Source organism: Castellaniella sp., from assembly GCF_049650445.1.
Lineage (GTDB): Bacteria > Pseudomonadota > Gammaproteobacteria > Burkholderiales > Burkholderiaceae_B > Castellaniella.
In genome coordinates this window covers 26,536-46,251 of sequence record NZ_JBASAD010000017.1, presented here as the reverse complement: position 1 = coordinate 46,251, position 19,716 = coordinate 26,536, and the positions used below count along the sequence as shown (strand labels likewise).

The following is a 19,716-nucleotide window of genomic DNA, read 5'->3' as shown; positions in this document are numbered from 1 at the left end:
CCGACAGTCTGTGTCGTATAAGATATATATTAAATAAATCTTATAGCAAACACAAGCGGCGACCACGGGACGGCGCACGCCCAAGCGGCTACAACAAGTGTTCGTAATCGTCGGTATCGGCGTCGGGTGCCCAGGAATGGCTGGACAGCCAGGCCCGGATGCGCGCCACGGCCTGGGACCGCAGTTGGGACACCCGGCCCTCGGTGATGCCCAGGACGGCGGCGATCTCTTTCTGGTTCAGATCCTGCTCGAACTGCAACGACAGCAGCAATTGCTCGCGCTCCGGCAGATTGCTGATGGCCTCGATCAGCACCGAACGCAGTCCTTCACGCATCAGCCAGTCCAGGGGATTGGACCCCTGGCCGCTTGCCACCGCGTCCAGCGCCCCTTCGCCGTCGTGATCTTCCCGATGCAGGGCCAGATCCTCGTACATCAGCACCTGGACGCCGCGCGCTTCTTCGAGCAACCCCTGATAATCCTCCAGATTCATGCTCATTTCTTCGGCAATCTCGGATTCAGTGGCCGGACGCAGCAGACGGTGATGCAGCGCCTGGATGGCATCCTCGATGCTGCGCGCCTTGCTACGCACACTGCGCGGCAGCCAGTCCTGGCTGCGCAGTTCATCCAGCATGGCACCGCGGATGCGAGTGATCGCATAGGTCTCGAACTGCGCGTCGGCCTGCTGTTGATAGCGGCGCACCGCGTCCAGCAGCCCCATCATGCCGGCCTGCATCAGGTCGTCGAGTTCGACGCTGGCCGGCAGCCTGCCGATCAACGCCAGGGCCTGACGGCGCACGAGCGGCGCATGCTGGGCAATCAACTGGTCCTCGGAAAGAGGCATCACACAATCCGTGAAACACATCATAAAAATGTAAGTATGCACCAGGAACGCCCCGGATGCTTCCTCGAGAAACCCGGCTTTCACCCAGGAATTTGCCGCACGGAAACGCGCTTCGGGACGGCACCGATCCCTCTCGGACCCCTCGAACCCTAAAGAAACACCGAAGAAACCCTAAAGTTTCGTCAGTTCCCGCCGTTATGCCAGTATGAAAATCCAGGACGCGTTCGACCTGGGGGGATCACCCCGGACGCTTCCTGACCAGAACAAGCCTATCCGGACAGGAGCACGCATGATTCACCCCATTGGAAATCAACTGGCATCCTCCAGCCTGGGTCTGGCTGCCCCCGCATCCGAGCGGCCCCAGGCCCAGGTCGCCCCCGCCACCCAGGCCACTCCCGTCGAGGACGCCCAATCCAGCCGTTTCAACAAGCAGGCCGGATCGCGCGAACTGGGACTGCGGCAATCGATCGAGCCACCCAAGTCCTCGCTGGAAAAAGCGCTCGAATCCGTCAACGACAGCCTCAAGGCCTGGTCCACCGGCATGCGCTTCGAAATGGACGAGGACGCTCAACGCCTGGTCGTCACGATCGTCGACAGCGCGACTGGCGACGTCCTGCGCACCATCCCGTCCGAGGCCGTCCTGCGGGTCGCTAAAATGATCGTCCAGCTCCAGGGCTCCGGCGTCGACACCCAGGCCTGACCTCTCGAACAGAAACGAAATCTCACCCCACACACAGCCTTTGCCGCCGTCAAACCGGGGCATAATGGCTGAACGGAGAACTCATCATGGCAGCTATTTCTTCCCTCGGCCTGTCGGGCCTGCCGCTCTCGGACCTGCTCCTCAACCTGCAAAAGAACGAAAGCCAGGTCCTGAACGTCATCCAGGGCCGCCAAAAGGCGGCTGAAACCAAGCTCGACGCCTATTCCAAGCTGAAGGCCTCGGTCGAAGCCTTCCAGAAGGCCGCCCAGGCCGTCGGCAAGGCCGACGCCTTCGGTACGATCGCCGTGAAATCCGGCTCGGACGCTTTTTCCGCAACAGCCACCAGTGCAGCCATCCCGGGCCAATACTCCGTTCAGGTGAATCAGCTTGCCTCGTCCCAGACTCTGGTCTACGCCGGACGTGCCGACCGCGCAGCCGACATCGGCACCGGTGGTACCCTGAAGATCACCATCAATGGCGAGGAAAAGTCTCTCGACCTGAACGGCAAGGGCACGTCCCTGGACAAGCTGGTCGTCGCCATCAATGCCGACAAGAATATCGGGGTCAACGCCACCATCGTCAACGACGGCACGCCAGGCAGCCAATACCGCCTGCTGCTGACCAGCCGTGAAACCGGCGAGCAGCACGCTGTCACCAACATTGCCGTCGACGGCAATGCGGACCTGGACTCCTTCCTGGGCTATAGCGGTGGTGGCTCCACGGCGGGCGTCACGGTCCAGGATGCCAAGAATGCCGAACTCACCATCAACGGCATCGCCGTCACCAGCCAGAGCAACACCGTCGAAAACGTGATCGACGGCGTCAAGCTGACGCTGAACCAGACCACGGCCAGCGCCGCCAATCTGAGCCTCACCCGCGACGATGCCGCCGCCAAGAAGACGGTCGAGGACTTCGTCAAGGCATACAACAGCCTGCTGGACACTGTCGGAACGCTGACGAAATACACCGTCGGCGCCGACAACCCGTCCAGCCCTCTGACGGGCGACTCGCTGGCCCGCTCGGTGCAGACCCGCATGCGCGACGCCCTCTCGGGCGCCATCGATTCGGTCAACGGCACCACGCTGTCCAAGATCGGCATCACGACTGACTCCAAGACCGGCAAGCTGAACATCAACGACGCCACCCTGACCAAGGCTCTGTCCGAAAATCTCGATGACGTCAAATCGCTGTTCTCTGGCGGCACCTCCGGCGTCGGCGCCCGGATCAGCCAGACTGCGGAAACCTTCACCCGCGCCGGCGGCCTGTTCAGCACCACCACCGACGGCCTGAACAAGACCATCGCCGACATCAAGAAGCAATACGAGACCACCTCCGACCGCATCGATCAACGCATGGAGACCTACCGCGCCCAGTTCACCCAACTGGACGCCATGGTCAGTCAGATGAATTCGCTCAGCAGCTATCTGTCACAGCAGCTCAGCGCGCTCAACGCCAGCAAGAAATAATCACCACCCATGACCTACGCACCCCGCTCCCGCACCGCCCGCGCCACCGGCTCCTATGCCAACATCGGGCTCGAGACCGAAGTGCTCGGTGCGACTCCCGAGCGCCTGGTCTCGCTGCTGTTCCGGGGTGCGCTCAAAGCCATCTCCCAGGCCCGCCACCACCTGCACGGCGGCAATATCGCAGAACGCGGCAAGGCCCTGTCCAAAGCCATCGATATCGTGGACTCGGGCCTGAAGGCAGGTGTGGACACCGAACGCGGTGGCGAGGTCGCCCGGCTGCTGATCGCTTCCTACGAGCTCATCATCCGCGATCTGATGCTGGCCAATCTGCACAGCGACGAGGCCAAGCTCGATGCGGCCGAAAAAATGCTGATCGATCTGGCCAGTGCATGGCACACAGCCGTCGATCCTCAATTCAGCGATCCGCCTCCCAGCCACTGACCGAATTCAGCCATCGAGCATGTCGTACGCCCCCATCCTCAAGCATTACCAAGAAATCGCCGACCTGTCCGGTCAGATGCTGACCAAGGCCCAGTCGCAGGAATGGGACGAACTGGTGGCGCTCGGCGCTCGCTACCATGAAGCGGTCGAGCGCCTGAAGGCCCTGGACCCGCTGGACGACGATCAGAAGAACGCCCGGCGTGAACTGCTCACCCGCATTCTGGACGACGACGCTCAAATCCGTCAGTTGATCTCCCCCGAACTCGAACGCCTGAGCCACCTGCTGGGTACGTTCAAGCGCCAGCGCACCGTCCTGCAAGCCTACTACAGCACGGTCCGCCCAAACTAGGGCTCCGCCCCCTCCCAGGAACCACGCCATGAGCATCGGGGCCCCCTCCAACCTCGGCACGCTGCTGGTCCAGCGCCTGGACGCCGTGCTGGGCACTACCCTGGGCCAGCAGGCCAACATCGCCTCCGGCGCGGGCCCCCAGGCCGTTCCCCAGCCAGCCAACCCCGAAAATCCCAGCGCGCTGCAGAATCCGACCCAGCGCCACCCCCGCGAATCCGTCGATCAAGCCAACCAGCAAGGCCGTCAACAGGCCGCCGTCGGCAAGGCCGTGCGGGACATGAAGCTGGACAATCTGCTGGGCCGGAACACGACCTTCCTCGGCACCACCCAATCCGCGCCCACTACGCTGGGTTATGCGGCCCGCATCATCCTCGCCCTGCTGAACCAGTTTCCCCGGGACGGTCAGGCCGTACGCGGACAATCGCCGCTGCTGCCCAACACGGGCGGCGGTCCGGCCACCAGCGGCAATGCCGCTGGTCTGCCGGGCGGCGCGGGCGCGCCGGCACCCGGCGCATCGTCCGCCCAGCCGGGCGGCGTCTCCCAGGCCTGGGCTCAGCTCGCCACCACGCTGGGGCAGCCTGGCGCCCTGCCCGCCCGCTTCGCCCAGGCCCTGTCGCAATCCGTGCAGACGAGCGGCCTGTTCTACGAATCCCATCTTGCGCAACTGGCCACGGGCAAGGCCACGCCCCAGGACCTGCGACAGGAGCCCCAGGGCCGCATCCCGCCTCAGCCAGGCGGCACGGCGCAGAATACGCAGAGCAACGCCCCGCAAGCCGCCACACCAGCCCCCGCCACGACGGGCAGCACCGGCCCTGACCCTGCGCAGACCGCCACGACCACCCACCAGCCCCAGACCGCGCCCGCCCCGGGCATCGATCCGCAGGCCCAGTTGCTGGTCCGCCAGCAGCTCGAAGTCCTGGCCAATCAGGCCTTCATCTGGCAGGGCGAGGCCTGGCCGGGCGCCGACATGCAATGGGAAGTCCGCCGCCGCCCCCAGGACGGCGAGGAGGACCGCGATTTCCAGGAAGATCACTGGTCCACCCGCCTCAACCTGCATCTGCCATCCCTGGGAGACGTCCAGGCGCGCCTGAGCCTGTCCGGCGACCAACTGGTCATGCGGCTGGTCGCCCCCCAGTCCGCCGAACGGCTGGGTCAGGCCATCGAACCACTGCGCGCCCGGCTGCTGGCCCAGGGCCTGCAGGCCAGCCAGCTATCCGTCCTGGCCCGGGACGACACTCCCGACACCCCCGACGCCCCGCCGCCGAGCACACAGAACCATGAAGTCGCCGCCTCCTGATCCCCACCGCCCCAGCGCCGTCGCCGTCACCTACGACCCGACGGACGCCGCGCCCCGGGTCGTGGCCAAAGGCTATGGCAACCTGGCGGACACGATCGTACGCACTGCGCGCGAACATGGTCTGTACGTACACGAATCGCCGGAATTGGTCGGCCTGCTGATGCAGGTGGATCTGGACGCGCACATCCCGCCCAAGCTCTACGTCGCCATCGCGGAACTGCTGGCCTGGCTGTACGCCCTGGACACCGAAGGCGGCGTCGTGCGGCGCACGTCCGACGAGGATGCGCCTGCGCCGGCTCACGCCCCGCCACGAGAACCGGCAGACGCTCCGTCCCCAGCCCCCTGATCCAGGCCATACCATGAAAAAAGCCCCCGCAGGGGCTTCATGTCGTATCGCCGGACGGCACCAGGCCAGTCAGACGGCCATATTGGCGATTTCCTTGTAGGCGTCCACCAAGCGGTTGCGCACTTGCACCGTCGCCTGGAACCCCAAAGAGGCCTTCTGCAGATCGATCATCACATTGCTGAGGGAAATGTCCGGATCGCCCATTTCAAAAGCCTTGGCCTGGGTATTGGCAGCATTCTGCGCATGAGAGACGCGGTCCAGGGAACGGGCCAGTTCAGCGGCGAAACCGTGACTGTCCCCGGAAGACGCAACCGGCTGCGCCGACAGGCCCTGGGATTCGCGCGCCACGGCGCGCATCTGGGCAAGCAGGTTTTCGACACTGGCAAGGGCCTGGGAAGTCATCATGGCGAACGGTTCGGAAGTAACGGCTGAAAACAGGTAAAAAAAACAGGCCACCGCTGAACGCACAGGGCCGACGATGTACTATACGGCCGGTCCCGAATCGTCAAGCCCCGCAATAGCGGGGATAAGAACGGGCACTTCCCCGATTTGCCAAATGCATGTACGCACAAGGCGGATCATCCTGAGTCACAAGGCGGATCATCCTAACTAAGCCCCAAAAACGGGGTTTTTCAGGGCTTGCCAGAACACCAATCGCCGCCATAATGGCCGCCAATATCCCACCATTCTGCCGTAACAGCATGCACATCATCCAGACCGTCGGTTTCTGGCCCGGGCGCGCCCTGGCGGCATTCTCAGCAACTTCGACCCGATGAATCCCATTACCGACTGGATGAACCGCAACCCCGCACTGGCGCGGCTGACGGCCCTGCCCCGGCCGGTGCTGCTGGGCCTGGGCGCGGCGATCGTGGCCCTGCTCGTCGTTGCCGCCCTGTGGATGCGCGAACCCGAATACCGCGCGCTGTTCTCGAACGTCGAGGCACGCGATGGCGGCGCCATCGTCTCGGTCCTCAACCAGCGCAACGTCCCCTATAAATTCGCCGACAACGGCGCCACCATCCTGGTGCCCGCCGACCAGGTCTATGCGCTGCGCCTGCAACTGGCCGAACAGGGTCTGCCGCGCGGCGGCAGCGTGGGCTTCGAACTGCTGGACGAACCGAAATTCGGCGCCAGCCAGTTCTCCGAACAGGTCACCTACCAGCGCGCCCTCGAGGGCGAACTGGCCCGCTCCATCGAGGCCCTGCAGCCCGTCAAATCCGCCCGTGTGCACCTCGCCATCCCGCGCCAGTCCCTGTTCGTGCGCGAACGCGAAGCCCCTACCGCCTCGGTGCTGCTGACGCTCTACCCGTCTCGCAGTCTCAGCGAAGCCCAGGTTTCGGCCATCGCCTGGCTGGTGTCCTCCAGCGTACCCAAGCTCAACGCCGAATCGGTCTCCATCGTCGACCAGGATGGCCACCTGATGTCCTCGCCGAGCGGCGAGGCCGGCATGGACAGCACCCGGCGCAACTTCATCAACGATATCGAACAGCGCACGTCCCAGCGCATCCTGACGCTGCTCAACCCGATCGTCGGTTCGGGCAATGTGCGCGCCCAGGTCAGCGCCGACGTGGATTTCTCCCGGCGCGAACAAACGTCCGAAGTCTACCGCCCCAACGAAACGCCGGGCTCGGCCGCCATCCGCAGCAAGCAGACCAGCGACTCGGCCCAGAACGGCATCATGCCTCCGGCCGGCGTACCCGGCGCGCTGTCCAACGAGCCTCCAGCCAATGCCACGGCGCCGATCCAGACGACGCCCGCCACCCCGCCCGCGCAGGCCCAGGCGGCAGGCGCGCAGGGCGCCGCGCCCCAGGCCGGCGGCCCCACCGCGATCAACGGCACGCCCATCGCCGGCTCGGCCCGCCAGGGCCAGGGCTCCATGCGCAACGACGCCACCGTCAACTACGAGGTCGACCGCACCATCAGCCACGTCAAGCACGAATTGGGCACGCTGCAGCGCCTGTCCGTGGCCGTGGTGGTCAATTACCGCGACAAGGACGGCGAACTCGCCCCGCTGGAATCGACCGAAATGGACGACATCAACGCGCTGGTCAAGCAGGCCATGGGCTATTCGGCCGATCGCGGGGACAGCCTCAGCGTGGTCAACAGCGCCTTCACCGACCAGGAGCCCAAGTTCAAGCCCTGGGAAAATCCGGAATACCGTGGCCTGGCCCTGCAGATTCTGAAGGTGCTCCTGGTCCTGGCCGTCCTGTTCTTCCTCTGGCGCTCGGTCGTACGGCCCATCGTCCAGGGCTTTGCCAACGCTCAGGTCGAACGCGCCAAGAACGAAGCCCACCTGGAAACCATGCGCGAACAGCGCCGCCAGGACGAAATGCGCGCCTCGGAAATGAACCGCTACGAGGAAAACCTGGACACCGCCCGCCAACTGGCCCAGCGCGACCCGCGCGCCGTCGCCATGGTGCTGCGTTCATGGATGGATCCCAAGAATGCCAAATCCTGATAATGACCTGAACCGCTGCGCCATCCTGATGATGTCCCTCGGCGAGGACGCGGCAGCCGAAGTCTTCAAATACCTGTCCTCGCGCGAGGTCCAGCAGATCGGCTCGGCCATGGCCAACCTCAAGCAGGTCACGCGCGCTGACGTCGACCAGGTTCTGGAGGACTTCCGCCGCGAGGCCGACCAGTTCATGGCCGTGACCCTGGGTTCGGACGACTACATCCGCTCGGTCCTGACCAAGGCGTTGGGCACCGACCGTGCCGCCAGCCTGATCGAAGACATCCTGGAAGCCGGCGAAGGCACGGGCTCGGGCATCGATGCGCTGAACTGGCTGGAACCGGTCAACGTCGCCGAACTGATCGCCGACGAACACCCGCAGATCATCGCCACCATCCTGGTCCACCTGGAACGCGACCGCGCCTCCGCCATTCTGGCGCTGCTCAACGAGCGCGTGCGCAACGACGTGATGATGCGTATCGCCACCTTCGGCGGCGTGCAGCCGTCCGCGCTGCACGAACTGACCGAGGTGCTCAACGAAGTCCTGTCCGGCCAGGGCGCCAAGCGCTCGAAGATGGGCGGGGTGCGCACTGCGGCCGAGATCCTGAACTTCATGAACACGGCCGAGGAAGAAGCCGTGGTCAGCAGTCTGCGCGAGATCGACGCCGATCTGGCGCAGCGCATCATCGACGAAATGTTCGTGTTCGACAACCTGGTCGACGTCGAGGACGCCGCCATCCAGCTCATCCTGAAGGAAATCGACACCGCCTCGCTGACCATCGCCCTGAAGGGCGCCAGCGAAGAGCTCTGTGCCAAGTTCTTCAAGAACATGTCCAACCGCGCGGCCGAGATTCTGCGCGATGACCTGGATGCTCAGGGCCCGGTACGCATGTCGCGCGTCGAGACCGAACAGAAGGCCATCCTGATGGTGGCGCGCAAGCTCGCCGACGCCGGCCAGATCAACCTGTCGATGGGCAACGACGAGTATGTCTGACAAGTCCGAGCCTTCCATCGATCTGGCGACGCGAGCCCGCTGGCAGCGCTGGGAAATGGAATCTCTGGATGCGCTCAGGCAGCCTCTCAGCCGCCGCGCCAGCGACCGCGATCCGCGCTATCAGGCAGAACTCGCCCGGCGCCGTACCCAGGCAATCGCCGAAGGGCGCGAGGAAGGCCGGGCTCAGGGTCACACGGACGGTTTCGAGCACGGCCGCACAGAAGGCCACGCCCAGGGGCTCGCGCAAGGCCGGGCCGAAGGCCATGCCCAGGGCCTTGAGCAAGGTCTGGCCGAAGGCCATGCCCAAGGGCACGCCCAAGGACTGGCCGAAGGTGCCGCCCTGGCACGCGAACAGGCCGCCCGACTGGACGATCTGACCCGGACCTGCGCCACCGCACTCGACGAAATCGAGCAGGAAGTCGGCCAGTCCGTCATTCAACTGGCCGTGCGCATCGCCGAACAGGTGCTGCGCACCCACATCCGCGACTATCCCAACCAGATCCTGGACCTGGTCCGCGAAGTCATGCAGGCCCGGCCCGAACAAGGCGCCGCGCTGCAACTGCGGCTGCACCCCGACGACCTCGAACTGGTGCGCGCTTTCCTGAAGCAGACCCCGGACCCGGCCCGTTACCGCCTGAGCGCCGACGCAAGCATCACGCGCGGCGGCTGCATCGCGGAAACCGCCCTGGGGTCCGTGGACGCCACGCTGGAAACCCGCTGGCAGCGCATCATCGCCGCGCTGGGCCAGCCGGGCGGGCAGCCATGAATCCGGACGAGACTGCGGCGCACGCTCCCGGCGCGCGCTGGCGGGCGCAGCTCGCCCTGTGCGAACAGCGGGTTTCCGCCCGTCAACCCACCAGCCGACAGGGGCGCGTGACCCGCGCCACCGGCCTGGTGCTCGAAGCCACAGGCCTGCAGTTGCCGGTCGGCGCCGCCTGCAAGGTCCAGGTCTCGCCCGACCAGGACCGCTGGGCCGACGCCGAAGTCGTGGGCTTTCACGCCGACACCCTCTACCTGATGCCGCAAAGCGACATCACAGGCCTGCCCCCGGGCGCTCGCATCGTGCCCGCCGAGACCCTCTTGCTGGACCCGGTCCCGTTGCCCGCCGAGGGCGCCGCACCAGTCGAGACCGCCACGATCATCACGGACCAGGTGCGCCACCTGCCGGTGGGCAACGCCCTGCTGGGCCGCGTCCTGGACGGCGCCGGCCGGCCGCTGGACGGCAAACCCCTGCCCCCCGACCTGGACATGGCCCCCCTGACGGCCTTGCAGATCAACCCGCTCACCCGCGCGCCCGTCGACACGGTGCTGGACGTGGGCGTGCGCGCCATCAACGGCCTGCTGACCGTCGGCCGCGGTCAGCGCATGGGACTGTTCGCCGGTTCCGGGGTGGGCAAGAGCGTGCTGCTGGGCATGATGGCCCGCTACACCCAGGCCGATGTGATCGTGGTCGGCCTGATCGGTGAACGGGGCCGCGAGGTCAAGGAATTCATCGAGCTGAACCTGGGCGCCGACGGTCTGGCCCGATCCGTGGTGGTCGCCGCCCCGGCCGACGTCTCGCCCCTGCTGCGTCTGCAGGGCGCGGTCTATGCCACCCGGCTGGCGGAGTTCTTCCGCGACCAGGGCAAGCACGTGCTGCTGATCATGGATTCCCTGACGCGCTACGCCATGGCCCAGCGCGAAATCGCCCTGGCGATCGGCGAACCGCCGGCCACCAAAGGCTACCCCCCGTCCGTATTCGCCAAACTGCCGACCCTGGTGGAACGCGCGGGCAACGGTGCCCCCCAGGGCGACCGGCCGGCCGGCTCCATCACCGCGTTCTACACCGTACTGACGGAAGGCGACGACCAGCAGGACCCGATCGCCGACTCGGCCCGCGCCATCCTGGACGGCCACATCGTGCTGTCACGCAGCCTGGCGGAATCCGGCCATTACCCGGCCATCGACATCGAGGCCTCGATCTCGCGGGTCATGTCCGCCATCGTGCCCGACAGCCAGTTCCGCCACGTGCACCGATTCAAGCGCATGATGTCCCGGTACCAGCGCAACCGCGACCTGATTGCCGTCGGCGCCTATACTGCGGGAAACGACCCCGAAATCGATCAGGCCATCGAACGCCATCCCTGGCTGGAAGGCTATCTGCAACAGGGCATCGACGTGCGTGTGGACTATGCCGCCGCAGTGGCCGCGCTGACTGGCGTACTGGGAGATGTCTATGAGTCCTGAAACCCCGTTGGACGTGCTGATCAACCTGACCCAGGACAAGCTCGACGAAGCCGGGCGCAACCTGTCTGAACTCAGCACCCGACGTCGCGAGGCTCAAGGGCAATTGAACACCCTGGACGGCTACCGCGCCGACTATACGCAACGCCTGCAGGACACCACCGAACAAGGCGTATCGGCCTCGAATTACCATAACTTTAGGCAGTTTATTGCCACATTGGACGAGGCCATTTCCCAGCAAAATACGATCATCACCCAGATCGACGTGCGCCTCGAGGCCGGACGTAAGCAGTGGCACGATGAAAAGCGTCGTCTGAACTCCTACGAAACCCTCAAGACGCGACAGATCCGCCAGTTGCAATATCGCGAACAACGGCGCGAACAGCGCGCCAGCGACGAGATCTCGGCCGGCTTGTACCGGCGCACACGACAGCCGCATTGAATCCGCCATGAACATGCCCGTCCTTCCTGTCACCAGCTCCAGCCCGTCGCCTGCAGATGTCCAGACGCGCGACGCCGATGCTGCCGCCACGGCGGACACCCCCGCGTTCTCGAACGTGCTGTCGCAGCAACGGGAGGGCGCCGCCCGGCCGGCTGACCCCCGCGCCGCCGGGAAGGCCGGTGAACGAGCCCATGCGGATGCCACCGAACGGCACGATCCCCTGGGCCCGGACGAAACCCTGTCCTTGATCCTCGACAGCGCAGCTCTGCCCCTGATGCAGGCTGCCGTCGCCACTCCCCAAATCCGCCCGGCTCAGGCTGGTCCGTCCGGCCAGGCCGCTACCGATACGCGCGCCGTGCGCCTCCCGATCGAGCTTGCAGGCCGGGCGCCCACCAACGCCCGGGATGGTGCCCTTGCCGCGAAAACGGCCGAAACCAGTTTCAATACCCGCGTCCATACGCCGCGCACCGACCTGCCGGCCGACGCCACACCCACGTTGCGCACGGTCTCGCACGCGAATGCCGCGACGATTTCAAACCCGCATGAATCCGGCCGTGTCCGGCCCGGGACTGCCCAGTTCCAGCCGCAGACGACGGGGCAGCCACTGGCTGCTCAGGTCGCCGCCGTGTTCCAGGCCGCCGAATCGATCGCCCAGGCCCGACCCGCTGCCGGCCTGGAAGGGCTTCAGCCCACGACGCCGGATACCGCCCTGGCCTCGGCCGCGGCGCCGGTCGCTGCCACCACTCTGTCACCTGCCGCCACGCCCATGCCGGCCGCCGCACCCGTCGCCGTGGCCACCCCGCTGTCCAACCCGCAATGGCCTCAGGACTTCAGTCGGCAGATACTGCAACTGACCCAGGGCCTCACCGGTCCGGGCCACACGGTGCACATGCATGTCAACCCGCCGGAACTCGGCCCGATCCACATCACCCTGCACGTGGGCGAATCCATCGCCCAGGCCTCCTTCGTCTCGCCGCACGCCAGCGTGCGTCAGGCGCTGGAAAACGCACTGCCCCACCTGGAACAGCAACTGGCTCAGGCCGGCCTGTCGCTGGGCCAGGCGGACGTCGGCGACCAGCAGCCCGGCCAGCAGGCCCAGGGTCAGGCGCCCTCGGCCCGCAACGGTGACGCCACCTTCAGCCTGGACGGCCAGGCTGCGGACGACGCGGCCCAGCCGATCACCTCCGCGCTTCCCAGGGTCGCCTCCCGGCCAGACGCATTGGTGGATACCTTTGCGTGAACTCTTTCATTCCCCTGGGCAGGACCCGCATTACAATGCTTCATTTTGCCCTTCAGCAGTTATCGTGACGCATTAACTCGGAACCATGCTCAGGCTACTCAAATTCATTCTCCTGCTCATCATCGTCATCGGCGCCTCCGTGGGCGCAACGATGTGGTTCACTGGTCGGGACAGCGCGCCCAGCGCCCCGACAGCAGAACAAGCAGTCCAGGTGCCTGCCGCACCGGTCATGGTCCCGGTCCCGATCTTTGCCGAGCTCGATCCCTTCACCGTCACGCTGTACGGTGAAACCCGCAATCGGATCCTCTACACCGCGATCACCCTGCGCCTGGGCGACGAAGCCTCGCGCAAACAGATCACGGACTATATGCCCGAAGTCCGTGACCGCATCCTCAAGGTGCTCTCGGCGCAGCAACTGCCCCAGATCCAGACGCCGGAAGGCCGTCAGGCGCTGGTCGACGCCCTCAAGGCCACCCTGGCACGCCCGTTTGCGGCACAACTGCCCGGCCCGCTGATCGCCGATGTCCTCTTTACCGCTTTCGTGGTGCAGTAATGGTTTACCAAAGCATGCTCTCCCAGGATGAAGTCGATGCCCTGCTCGCAGGCGTCACCGGCGAGGAGTCCTCGGACCAGCAGGCCACGGCCGAGGTCCAGGACGGGGTTCGGCCCTATGACCTGGGTTCGCCCGACCGCGTCGTGCGGCATCGCATGCAGACCCTGGAGCTGATCAACGAACGCTTCGCCCGCCGTCTGCGCTCGATGTTCTTCGGCTTCATGCGCCGCAACGCCGACATCACCGTCAACGCGATCAAAATCCAGAAATACTCGGATTTCGAACGCAACCTGCCCGTGCCCAGCAACCTGAATATGGTGGCCCTCAAGCCACTGCGCGGCACCGGCCTGTTCACCTACGACCCGAACCTGGTCTTCCTGGTCATCGACAGCCTGTTCGGCGGCCACGGCCGCTACAACACCCGGATCGAAGGGCGTGACTTCACCAACACCGAACAGCGCATCATCCGCCGGCTGATGGGCCTGACGCTGGACTGCTACCGCGAATCCTGGGAATCCGTCTATCCGCTGGAGATGGAATACCTCCGCTCGGAAATGCACACCAAGTTCGCCAGCATCAGCACGGGCAACGACATCGTGGTGGTGGCCACCTTCAACATCGAACTCGGCTCGTCCGGGGGCAAGCTCAATGTCTGCCTGCCCTATTCCATGCTCGAACCCATCCGCGATCTGCTGACGCGCCCGCTGCAGCAGACCGCTTCCGATGCGATCGACCAGCGCTGGACCCAGCAGCTCTCGCGCGAAGTCCGCAGCGCCGAGGTCGAACTGGCTGTGGAATTCACCCGAATCGACACCTCCATCGCCGAATTGCTTCATCTCGCCGTGGGCGACGTGCTGCCGGTGGATATCCGCCCCGCCGTCACGGCTCGCGTGGGCGGCGTCCCTGTGCTCGAATGCGGCTACGGCACCTTCAATGGCCGCTATGCCCTGCGCGTGCGCAAGGTTCTCGCCTCGCCCGACGACTCCGACAAACTGCTAGCCCGCACGAAAAAATGAGCGACATCAAAGACGACACCCAGGACCCGAACCTGCCGGGCCAAGCATCCGAGGGCTCCGTAGAGGACGACTGGGCCGCCGCCATGGCAGAACAGCAATCCGCGCACGACCAGCCCACCCAGGCCAGCGGTCTGGGCGCAGAGGACGACTGGGCCGCAGCCCTGGCCGAACAGACCGCCGCAACTCAGACGGTGGCCCAGCCGGCCAGCGCCCAGGTGTTCCAGCCCTTGTCCAGCCAATCCTCCGAGGCCGACAGCGACATCGACATGATCATGGACATCCCGGTCCAGTTGTCGGTGGAACTGGGCCGCACGCGCCTGACGATCAAGAACATCCTGCAACTGGGCCAAGGCTCGGTGGTTGAGCTCGACGGCCTGGCCGGCGAGCCCATGGACATCTACGTCAACGGCTATCTGATCGCCCAAGGCGAAGTCGTGGTCGTGGACGAGAAATACGGCATCCGCGTCACCGACATCATCACGCCTTCGGACCGCATCGCGCGGCTGAACAACCGCCGCTGATTCGCCATGGACCAGGACCAGATCCTGCGCGTCGTCCTTGCCCTGCTGTTCATCCTGGCCCTGCTGCTGATGCTGGCCTGGGTGGCCCGCCGAGGCGGCTGGCTGCCGGGCCGCGCACAAACGGCCCGTCTGCGCGTACTGGGCACGCTCAGCCTGGGGACACGCAGTTCGGTTGTCCTGGTTCAGGTCGAGAGCGCCCGCCTGGTGCTGGGCGTGAGCGCCCAGCAGATCACCCTGCTGCATACTCTGCCGGACGCCGCTGCCGGCGATGCCGCATCCGGGGACTTTGCCGAGACCCTCGGCAAGACCCTCTCAGGCTCCTGATGCACAGCCCCGTCTCACACGCCGCACGAACGGCGCCCTGGCTATTGGCCGGTCTGGCGCTGATCCTGTACTGGCCCGCCAGCACCCTGGCACAAGCCGCCCTGCCCGCCCTGACCGCCACACCAGGCCCCAACGGCGCGGAAACCTGGTCGCTCAGCGTCCAGACGCTGGTCATGCTGACCATGCTGTCGTTCCTGCCGGCGGCGTTGCTGATGATGACGGGCTTCACCCGAATCATCATCGTCCTGGGCCTGATGCGTAACGCCCTGGGCACGGGCGTCTCGCCGCCCAACTCGGTCCTGGTCGGTCTGGCGCTGTTCCTGACCTTCTTCACCATGTCGCCGGTTTTCGACCAGATCTACGACCAAGCCTATCAGCCGCTGGCGCGCGACGAGATCAGTTTCGAACAGGCACTGGACCGGGGCAGTCAGCCGCTCAAGACCTTCATGCTGCGCCAGACCCGTGAAGCGGACCTGGCGATGTTCGCCGAAATGGCCGGCGTCGGCCCCCTGGAAGACCCGAGCGCCGTCCCTCTGCGCATCCTGGTGCCGTCTTTCGTCACCAGTGAACTGAAGACGGCCTTCCAGATCGGCTTCACGATCTTCATCCCTTTCCTCATCATCGACCTGGTGGTCGCCAGCCTGCTGATGGCACTGGGGATGATGATGGTGCCGCCGGTGACGATCTCGCTGCCCTTCAAGCTGATGCTGTTCGTGCTGGCCGACGGCTGGCACCTGCTGCTGGGTTCGCTGGCCCGCAGCTTCTACCAATAGGAGATCCGGCATGACCCCTGAAGTCGTCATGTCCATGACCTACCAGGCGCTGCGCGTGGCGTTGTTCATGGCCGGCCCCCTGCTGCTGATGACTCTGGCCGTGGGCCTGATCATCAGCATCTTCCAGGCGGCCACCCAGATCAACGAAATGACGCTGTCGTTCATCCCCAAGCTGCTGGCCGTGGGCGCGACCCTGGTGCTGCTGGGGCCCTGGCTGCTCAGTACCATGGTGGATTACATCCGGGGCCTGCTCGATTCCATCCCGGGCCTGGCCTCGTAGGGCCCGGCCACGCAAGGCCATGATTTCCTTCCAGATCGATCAGCTCTACGACTGGATCAACGGTCTGCTGTGGCCGCTGTTTCGCATCGCCGGTCTGGTGGGATCCGCCCCCATCCTCGGCGAATCCTCCGTCCCCATCCGGGTGAAGATCGGTCTGTCCGTCGTCATCACCGTAGTCGCCGCACCGCTGCTCGGCGTCATGCCGGACGTACCGCCAGCCTCCTGGAGCGGGCTGCTGATCGCCGTGCAACAGGTGCTGATCGGCATGGCGCTGGGCTTGTGCATGCGGCTGGTCTTCACTGCCGTCATGATGGCGGGGGAGTTCATCGGCCTGAAGATGGGCCTGGCCTTCGCCTCGTTCTTCGACCCGGCCACGGGCGCCAATACGGCGGTGCTGTCGCGCCTGGTCAACCTGGTGGCGATGCTGATCTTTCTGGCGGTGAACGGTCATCTGCTGATGCTCGACGGCCTGATCCGCACCTTCGAGCTGCTGCCCGTGGGGGCGCCGCTGATGGCCGACGGCTGGGGCGCACTGCTCGACTGGAGCGCTCAGCTCTGGATCTCGGGCATCCTGCTGGCGCTGCCGCTGGTCATCGTGCTGCTGACGATCAACCTGTCCATGGGAATCCTGAACCGGACCGCGCAGCAACTGTCGGTGTTCGCCATCGGTTTCCCGATTTCCCTGACCACGGGCCTGATCACCCTGGCCATCGTGCTGCCCCAGAGCGGCGAGTTTCTGTCCGGCCTGTTCGAAGGCGGCTATCAGGCCATGGCCCGTGTCGCACGTGGCCTGGCGGGCTTGTAGACCCGAGCCCACACGACAGGCGCGAGAGTCCGGGCAGCCGTTCCGCCCCCAGCCTGTCTCAGCGGCCGTCCTTTTGCACCGGATAGGTGACCCCGGGAATGACCTTTGTGCCGGCCGGCAGCAGTGGATTGACCGCTGAGGCGGCGCCCTGAGCGGCTGTGGTGGGTTTTTTCGCCGGGGTGGAGCGGCCGGCATTGGTCGACGCTCGAGCCGACTGTCCGGGCCGGGCCGACTTCGCGGACTGGGTCGGCTGCACCGATCGGGCGGATGACGGTTTGGCATCCGGCGGAATGGTCAGGGAAGCGGGCTGGATGGCATCGATGGCCGGCACGGCGACGGGCGTGGCATCCGTTGCCTCCGCCGACTGCACAACGACGGTCTGCGGTGGTGCTTCGCGCGCGATCCGCTCTTGTTCGGCCCTGGTCTCCCGGTCTGCTTCTTCTGCCGTCCGGGGATGCTGGGCGGGTGGCAGATTGATGGAATTTTCCATACGCTGGAAGGTGCCGTCGGGGCCAAAGCGCAGCCAGGCCTCCTGACGGAAATACACGGCGTCCGTGGCAACGGTGCCCTTGTAGGCCCAGCGGGCCAGCGTGGTATCGCCCTGACGCCAGACGTCCACCGGCTGGGCACCCAGATAACCGGACGCCTGCTCCATTGTCGTGCGGCCTGTCACGATCTGGTTCAACCCCGACGCCTTGAAGGATTCACCGGTGGACGAGCAGGCCGACAGCAAGGCGACTGACACCGTCAGCGCGGCCCAGCGCAACCGCCTGTTCCCCGCTGAAGCCTTGTCCGTAAGGCGTCCGTTCTTCCGGTGCGCACTGAAAAACCCCATGTTCAAAACTCCTCCCATTCATCTTCGCGCGCCGGCTGGCGAGCGGGTGTCGTCGTGTGCGCGGCAGGCAGCCGGGGCGCCGCAGCGCTGGCCGAACGTGTCGGCGCCGCAGCGATCGGCGCTGCGGCAAGCGGCGCTGCGGCAAGCGGCGCTGCGGCAAGCGGCCGCGTTTCAGCCTCGGCGCCCTCGATCTGGAATACCGCCAAGGCCTGGCTGACTTCAGTAGCCAGGGACTCCAGCGACCCTGCCGATTCCGCCGCCTGCTGCACCAGCAGCGCGTTCTGCTGTGTCACAGCATCCATCTGTGTGATCGCCAGATTGATCTGGTCGATGCCCGAGGACTGTTCGATGGTGGCAGCGGTGATCTCGCTCATGATGTCCGACACGCGGGTCACGGCCTCGACGATTTCCCGCATGGTTGCGCCCGCCCGCTGGACCTGCGACGAACCCGCGCCGACCCGGCTGACGGAATCCTCGATCAGCGTCTTGATTTCCTTGGCGGCGCCGGCCGAGCGCTGCGCCAGCGCCCGGACTTCCCCGGCGACCACGGCAAAACCGCGTCCCTGTTCGCCGGCACGGGCGGCCTCGACCGCCGCATTCAGCGCCAGAATATTGGTCTGGAAGGCAATGCTGTCGATCACCCCGACGATGTCGGCGATCTTTTGCGAACTGCCCGAAATGCCTTCCATGGTGGCGACGACCTCGCCCACCACCTCGCCGCCACGCGAAGCCACCTGGGATGCAGTCTGCGCCAATTGATTGGCCTGCTGGGCATTGTCGGCGTTCTGCTTGACCGTGCTGGCCAGTTGTTCCATGCTGGCGGCCGTCTGCTGCAGGGCTGCGGCCTGCTCGTCCGTGCGGCTGCTCAGGTCCAGGTTGCCCGCCGCAATGCGCTGGGCTCCCCCGGCCATCTGTCCCATCCGGCCCCGCACCCCGGAGATCATGGTCTCCAGGCTGTCGCGCATCGCCTTCAGGCCGCGCAGCAAGGCACCGATCTCATCGTGCGATCGCGGCAGGATGGCCACGCGCAGATCCCCCCCCGCGATGCGCTGCAGATGCCGCCCGACGGCCTGCAGGGGCCGCAGCACCGTGCGGATCAGCGTCCGATAGGCCAGCAGCGCCAGCACCACGGCCACGACCAGCAGCGCCAGCAGACCGATATTGGCCCAGTGGAACAGTTGCGCCAGTTCGCCACGCGAGGCTGAACTGCTGTCCTGAATGAATTTGTCGAACTGGCCGAACACCCGGTCCATGCCCCGCGCCGCGCCGCGCAGACGGCCACGCTTCAAGGCCTCGAAACCCCTGGCATCCTGCTTGGCCGCAAAATCGCGCAGTTGCTCGACCTGGGTCCAGTAGTCGTTGAAGGACGCATCCAGCATGTGCTGCAGGGATTCCCCGCTCGAACCTGTCAGGCCACCCGAAGCCTTCAGGGCCGCCATGCTGTCGCGCGAGCGCTTCAACAACTGGTCGGCCTGGCCCAATTCCCAAAGACGCTGTTTTTCATTGGCGATACCCAGCGCCCCGTCGATCTGGGTGGCCGCCTGCTGGGCATAAATGTAGGCATTCTTGACCTCGGAGTTCGCCTGGACCCCGATGGACGACAACTGCCCTACCGTGCGCTGGCTTTCCTGCTGGACGAACCAGGCCCCCCCCACTGCTGCGAACGTCAGCAGGGAGAGCAACGCCACGACCAGCGTCAGCCGAGTGCGCAAGGACAAAGTCACGGAAATCTTTTTCATGTCGCCTCTACTTGTTATAGGCTTCTCCCAGCATGCCATGTCGGTGCCGGGAAGCTTCCAAAGATAAATAGGGCCTTGT

The 19,716-nt window shown here is 65.6% G+C and carries 23 protein-coding genes; 19 read left to right on the top strand and 4 right to left on the bottom strand.

Annotated features, from left to right (window positions below):
- Positions 1–88: 88 nt before the first annotated feature.
- Positions 89–841: an RNA polymerase sigma factor FliA gene (locus WA983_RS05820; protein WP_424247744.1), complete on the bottom strand. Its 753-nt coding sequence runs from the start codon at positions 839–841 to the stop codon at positions 89–91.
- 289 nt (positions 842–1,130) lie between these two features.
- Between WA983_RS05820 and WA983_RS05815 the strand changes: the two genes are divergently transcribed.
- The 6 genes from WA983_RS05815 to WA983_RS05790 all read left to right on the top strand — a co-directional run bounded on the left by WA983_RS05815 (position 1,131) and on the right by WA983_RS05790 (position 5,440).
- Positions 1,131–1,541 (top strand): flagellar protein FlaG, encoded by a 411-nt coding sequence (locus WA983_RS05815; RefSeq protein ID WP_424311732.1) that lies wholly within the window; start codon positions 1,131–1,133, stop codon positions 1,539–1,541.
- Positions 1,542–1,627: 86 nt separating this feature from the next.
- Entirely contained in the window at positions 1,628–3,007 is a 1,380-nt protein-coding gene (fliD, locus tag WA983_RS05810; RefSeq protein WP_424249134.1) for a flagellar filament capping protein FliD, read from the top strand.
- A 9-nt stretch (positions 3,008–3,016) separates the two neighbouring features.
- On the top strand, positions 3,017–3,448 hold the full coding sequence (gene fliS / locus WA983_RS05805) for a flagellar export chaperone FliS (protein ID WP_424249136.1): 432 nt from the start codon (positions 3,017–3,019) through the stop codon (positions 3,446–3,448).
- A 19-nt stretch (positions 3,449–3,467) separates the two neighbouring features.
- Positions 3,468–3,797: a flagellar protein FliT gene (locus WA983_RS05800; RefSeq protein ID WP_424249138.1), complete on the top strand. Its 330-nt coding sequence runs from the start codon at positions 3,468–3,470 to the stop codon at positions 3,795–3,797.
- Between the two features lie 28 nt (positions 3,798–3,825).
- Positions 3,826–5,094: a flagellar hook-length control protein FliK gene (locus WA983_RS05795; RefSeq protein ID WP_424311731.1), complete on the top strand. Its 1,269-nt coding sequence runs from the start codon at positions 3,826–3,828 to the stop codon at positions 5,092–5,094.
- Entirely contained in the window at positions 5,075–5,440 is a 366-nt protein-coding gene (locus WA983_RS05790) for an EscU/YscU/HrcU family type III secretion system export apparatus switch protein (RefSeq protein ID WP_424251859.1), read from the top strand. Before WA983_RS05795 ends, WA983_RS05790 begins: the two co-directional genes overlap by 20 nt.
- Before the next feature lie 69 nt (positions 5,441–5,509).
- On the opposite strand, the gene fliE is transcribed toward WA983_RS05790, so the two are convergent.
- Positions 5,510–5,842 (bottom strand): flagellar hook-basal body complex protein FliE, encoded by a 333-nt coding sequence (gene fliE / locus WA983_RS05785; protein WP_424251863.1) that lies wholly within the window; start codon positions 5,840–5,842, stop codon positions 5,510–5,512.
- A gap of 370 nt (positions 5,843–6,212) precedes the next feature.
- Here fliE and fliF point away from each other — a divergent pair, with 370 nt between their 5' ends.
- From fliF to fliR, 13 genes are all read left to right on the top strand, one after another.
- The gene (fliF, locus tag WA983_RS05780; protein ID WP_424311730.1) at positions 6,213–7,898 is read left to right on the top strand and encodes a flagellar basal-body MS-ring/collar protein FliF; all 1,686 of its coding nucleotides are present in this window, start codon (positions 6,213–6,215) and stop codon (positions 7,896–7,898) included.
- A complete protein-coding gene (gene fliG / locus WA983_RS05775) occupies positions 7,885–8,886 on the top strand; it encodes a flagellar motor switch protein FliG (protein ID WP_424248323.1) in 1,002 nt (333 codons plus the stop codon). The genes fliF and fliG overlap by 14 nt, the downstream gene beginning before the upstream one ends.
- On the top strand, positions 8,879–9,652 hold the full coding sequence (locus WA983_RS05770) for a flagellar assembly protein FliH (RefSeq protein ID WP_424248325.1): 774 nt from the start codon (positions 8,879–8,881) through the stop codon (positions 9,650–9,652). The genes fliG and WA983_RS05770 overlap by 8 nt, the downstream gene beginning before the upstream one ends.
- Entirely contained in the window at positions 9,649–11,112 is a 1,464-nt protein-coding gene (fliI, locus tag WA983_RS05765; protein WP_424248327.1) for a flagellar protein export ATPase FliI, read from the top strand. Before WA983_RS05770 ends, fliI begins: the two co-directional genes overlap by 4 nt.
- On the top strand, positions 11,102–11,551 hold the full coding sequence (fliJ, locus tag WA983_RS05760) for a flagellar export protein FliJ (RefSeq protein ID WP_424248329.1): 450 nt from the start codon (positions 11,102–11,104) through the stop codon (positions 11,549–11,551). Before fliI ends, fliJ begins: the two co-directional genes overlap by 11 nt.
- Before the next feature lie 7 nt (positions 11,552–11,558).
- On the top strand, positions 11,559–12,791 hold the full coding sequence (locus WA983_RS05755; protein WP_424311729.1) for a flagellar hook-length control protein FliK: 1,233 nt from the start codon (positions 11,559–11,561) through the stop codon (positions 12,789–12,791).
- Between the two features lie 85 nt (positions 12,792–12,876).
- The gene (locus WA983_RS05750; RefSeq protein WP_424248332.1) at positions 12,877–13,344 is read left to right on the top strand and encodes a flagellar basal body-associated FliL family protein; all 468 of its coding nucleotides are present in this window, start codon (positions 12,877–12,879) and stop codon (positions 13,342–13,344) included.
- A complete protein-coding gene (gene fliM / locus WA983_RS05745; protein ID WP_424248334.1) occupies positions 13,344–14,360 on the top strand; it encodes a flagellar motor switch protein FliM in 1,017 nt (338 codons plus the stop codon). Before WA983_RS05750 ends, fliM begins: the two co-directional genes overlap by 1 nt.
- Complete coding sequence (gene fliN, locus WA983_RS05740; protein ID WP_424248335.1) at positions 14,357–14,881, top strand: flagellar motor switch protein FliN; 525 nt, start codon at positions 14,357–14,359, stop codon at positions 14,879–14,881. The genes fliM and fliN overlap by 4 nt, the downstream gene beginning before the upstream one ends.
- A 6-nt stretch (positions 14,882–14,887) precedes the next feature.
- A complete protein-coding gene (fliO, locus tag WA983_RS05735; protein WP_424248337.1) occupies positions 14,888–15,205 on the top strand; it encodes a flagellar biosynthetic protein FliO in 318 nt (105 codons plus the stop codon).
- Positions 15,205–15,978 (top strand): flagellar type III secretion system pore protein FliP, encoded by a 774-nt coding sequence (gene fliP, locus WA983_RS05730; RefSeq protein ID WP_424248339.1) that lies wholly within the window; start codon positions 15,205–15,207, stop codon positions 15,976–15,978. Before fliO ends, fliP begins: the two co-directional genes overlap by 1 nt.
- Positions 15,979–15,988: 10 nt before the next feature.
- Positions 15,989–16,258 (top strand): flagellar biosynthesis protein FliQ, encoded by a 270-nt coding sequence (gene fliQ, locus WA983_RS05725; protein WP_424248340.1) that lies wholly within the window; start codon positions 15,989–15,991, stop codon positions 16,256–16,258.
- A gap of 19 nt (positions 16,259–16,277) precedes the next feature.
- Complete coding sequence (fliR, locus tag WA983_RS05720) at positions 16,278–17,063, top strand: flagellar biosynthetic protein FliR (protein ID WP_424248342.1); 786 nt, start codon at positions 16,278–16,280, stop codon at positions 17,061–17,063.
- Positions 17,064–17,121: 58 nt separating this feature from the next.
- On the opposite strand, the gene WA983_RS05715 is transcribed toward fliR, so the two are convergent.
- The gene (locus WA983_RS05715; RefSeq protein WP_424311728.1) at positions 17,122–17,829 is read right to left on the bottom strand and encodes a hypothetical protein; all 708 of its coding nucleotides are present in this window, start codon (positions 17,827–17,829) and stop codon (positions 17,122–17,124) included.
- 71 nt (positions 17,830–17,900) lie between these two features.
- Positions 17,901–19,637, bottom strand: coding sequence for a methyl-accepting chemotaxis protein (locus WA983_RS05710; RefSeq protein ID WP_424311727.1), 1,737 nt, complete (start codon positions 19,635–19,637; stop codon positions 17,901–17,903).
- Positions 19,638–19,716: the final 79 nt, after the last annotated feature.